Consider the following 2,747-nt stretch of genomic DNA (forward strand, 5'->3'; position numbering starts at 1 on the left):
TTTCGGCTGGTGGTCATGGCTGGCCTCAATCGCTCAATTACTTGTCCAGATTGAGTTTCCCACTATTTTTGACCTCTGCAAATACCACCCTCGACAATTTCCCCTTTTCCTTAACTTGTCACCAATGGTTCTAATCCCAATCTTCCAGAAGCTTTTTCTCCTTCGGCTTCTGATCTAATAAGTATTTCTGCGGTTTTTTCTAAAATTTCAGCAGTTTACCGACGAATAGTTGTAGCTTTTTTTACATCTGCTCCAAATCTATCTGCTTCGTTGAAATTGGGTTGTTCTGTTTGAGTATTCATAGTTTCTTTCGTTTCTATTTTTTTTGTAACTTTGCTCTATGGAAGAATGGTATTCGTCAAAATTAAGTGTGAGTTTAGCATTCGTGAATTTATTTATACAGCATCTTTTCTAAAAGTGAAGTAAATTTGGACGGGCAGGGATGCGCCGCAGTCGCTCATGGGAAACCCTCTTGTGCGCGCTGCTCTCCGTACCACAAGACTTTTAGGATTTAGTCTTATACCTCATTTGATTGCAAAGTGCTGTATGTTCAACAAAAGCTGCAAACTAATTGCTGTATTTGATGAATTATTTTTAAGAATAATGCAACTTTAAACGAAGAATCAAAAATAAAATACTGCTTTTGCACCAGAGATTACAAGGTGTTAAAAATGTATAAATACATACTTTAAAATTAGGTTGATTTAACTTCACAGAAGCTTTAAGTACACAAAATTTATAAACATTATTTTTATTTTTGTAAATAATTAATTAAATTATTTGCATATCTAGATTACTACAAAATTATATTTTTTTTAAATAATAATCAGGCTGAATGAAACTAGAAAAATCTGGTTTTTTTGAAAAAAGTAGGGAGTGTGAAAAAAAGCGTAACGCACCAAATCCTTGACAATCAATGGTGCGTTAGCATGAAATCCGTAACGCTTGTGGGTAAAGATTAGAGAACTCCACAAAAAAAATGATCCAATAGCTATGCGGGTTTAGCAAAAATTTCTACAAACCATTTTCTGAGATTGGGGAGGCGGTGAATCTGTGTTTCAATTTCTGCCATAGCGGAGGTAGTAAGTTTAACTCCTGTGGAGTAAACTTTTTCTACCAATGTGACCACCGGATTTTTACCCTTAAATGTGAGAGTTTGGGCAAAATTCAGTACAGTCTCAACAGTGTCAAGTAAACTACCATTCCAATGCTGTTCTAACCAGCCAAAACAACGTTCTGTCGGGTTATATTTGCTATGATAAGGCGGATAATAAGCAAGTTGTAACGTCAGTTGAGATGATGTACCAAAATCTACAATCCGCTTCATAAATTGAATGCGACGAGAATGATTTTCAGGTCCATTATCCTGATTAATCACCAGTTTTTGAATATGAGCAAATCTGTGTTTGACAGTTTGCCACCAGCTTTCAAGCAAATCAACAATACAATCAGCGGTTAATTTGGAAGAAACAAAGAATAAAAATAACTCGTTGTATTCAGGTATAAAAATGCCGTAGGGAATCAGAGTTATCTCCGTCGGGAAGTCGTGGTCTACTGAGATGGTTGGCATTCGATTTAATGATTTCTGCCCCTACGCGGGCACCCGACCCTATAGCTAACTTTCACCATATAAACTACTACTTCCAAGCCAAAAAAAGCACCAGCTACAGCTAGTGAAGAACCCCATTGCCCCGCACCAGTTTCCGTAATTAAGCGTTTTGTACCCGCAATCTTGTTGTAATAAGCTTGAGGAATGGCAGTGTTCGGTTTATGACTCCCAGCCGGACTAGTGCCTTCGTATTTGTAATAAATTTTTGCTGGAGTATCAAGAGCTTTTTCTAGCCGCCGCGCACGGTACAGTGGAGTTGGTCGCCACTGACAATAAATTGATCGCACTTGTTGAGGAATTTCAATCCAGCGTTCGATACTAACTTCTTGTTTAATTAATTCAGACGGAAAAAGCGGTTCTAGGTCAGCCCCCGTAATTAGCGCTCTCGTATTGGGGTTCAGTACTGCTGGCATGGGAGCGGGTAAATCTGCTTGGATGTTATACCAAGCAGTAGGCATCTGGCTTTCATTAAGCGTGTACTTGATAGTGTCCATCTTTTAAAAGCTATAGAAATGGCGCAGTCAGTATATCCTTATTTTCGACAATAGTTAATACAACAGACAATGACTTTTTTTAGCTAAGGCAGTTGAGATTATTTGAGCAGCAGTAAGAGCGATCGCTCTTACTGATAACAGAGGATAATCAAAGGCGATCGCCTTACGGGGAATCGTTGGTGCAATGAGTTTTAAAGGTGGGAATGATAAAAACGCATTTGAAACTTATATTAATCGAGTTTTAGTTCCGAATTTATGGGAGGGAGCCTGTGTAGTCATGGATAATTTTAGCTCTCATAAAGTAACAGGAATTAAAGAAGCTATTGAATCTGTCGGTGCCCATCTAATTTATTTAGCACCCTACTCACCAGACTTTTCACGAACGCGAGAATTTTTGGTCAAAAGTTAAAGAATTTTTACGTTCACAACAGACGAGAACTTACTCCGATTTGGATAAAGCTATTACAGAAGCTTTAAAAACTATTAATTTAAGTGACATTATTAATTGGTTCCAACATTGTGGTTATTAGACCTATGAGCAAAAGTCACAGATGCATGGGACAAGTAGGTTAGAGTTGGGTATCATTGATGACCTACGAACAAGTAAAGAGCCTAAAGCCAGAAGACTTTAAACGTTTGTGTGG

2 protein-coding genes and 1 pseudogene are annotated in these 2,747 nt (G+C 37.9%); 1 reads left to right on the plus strand and 2 read right to left on the minus strand.

From position 1 onward, the window contains the following. Positions 1–991: 991 nt before the first annotated feature. Both OGM63_RS20240 and OGM63_RS20245 read right to left on the minus strand, forming a co-directional pair. A pseudogene (locus OGM63_RS20240) lies at positions 992–1,576 on the minus strand (ISAzo13-like element transposase-related protein); the annotation flags it as partial. Continuing rightward, positions 1,576–2,103 (minus strand): pyridoxal-phosphate dependent enzyme, encoded by a 528-nt coding sequence (locus tag OGM63_RS20245; protein ID WP_263747456.1) that lies wholly within the window; start codon positions 2,101–2,103, stop codon positions 1,576–1,578. The gene OGM63_RS20245 and the pseudogene OGM63_RS20240, both read right to left, overlap by 1 nt. A 157-nt stretch (positions 2,104–2,260) precedes the next feature. Here OGM63_RS20245 and OGM63_RS20250 point away from each other — a divergent pair, with 157 nt between their 5' ends. After that, the gene (locus OGM63_RS20250) at positions 2,261–2,512 is read left to right on the plus strand and encodes a transposase (protein WP_375340507.1); all 252 of its coding nucleotides are present in this window, start codon (positions 2,261–2,263) and stop codon (positions 2,510–2,512) included. Positions 2,513–2,747: the final 235 nt, after the last annotated feature.

The sequence above is a fragment of the Plectonema radiosum NIES-515 genome, from assembly GCF_025753815.1.
GTDB classification, from domain to species: Bacteria; Cyanobacteriota; Cyanobacteriia; order Cyanobacteriales; family Nostocaceae; genus Hassallia; species Hassallia radiosum_A.

Bases quoted from the DNA above. Each gene is read 5' to 3' on its own strand.
- OGM63_RS20245 (WP_263747456.1), bottom strand. From the start codon at position 2,103: ATGGACACTATCAAGTACACGCTTAATGAAAGCCAGATGCCTACTGCT.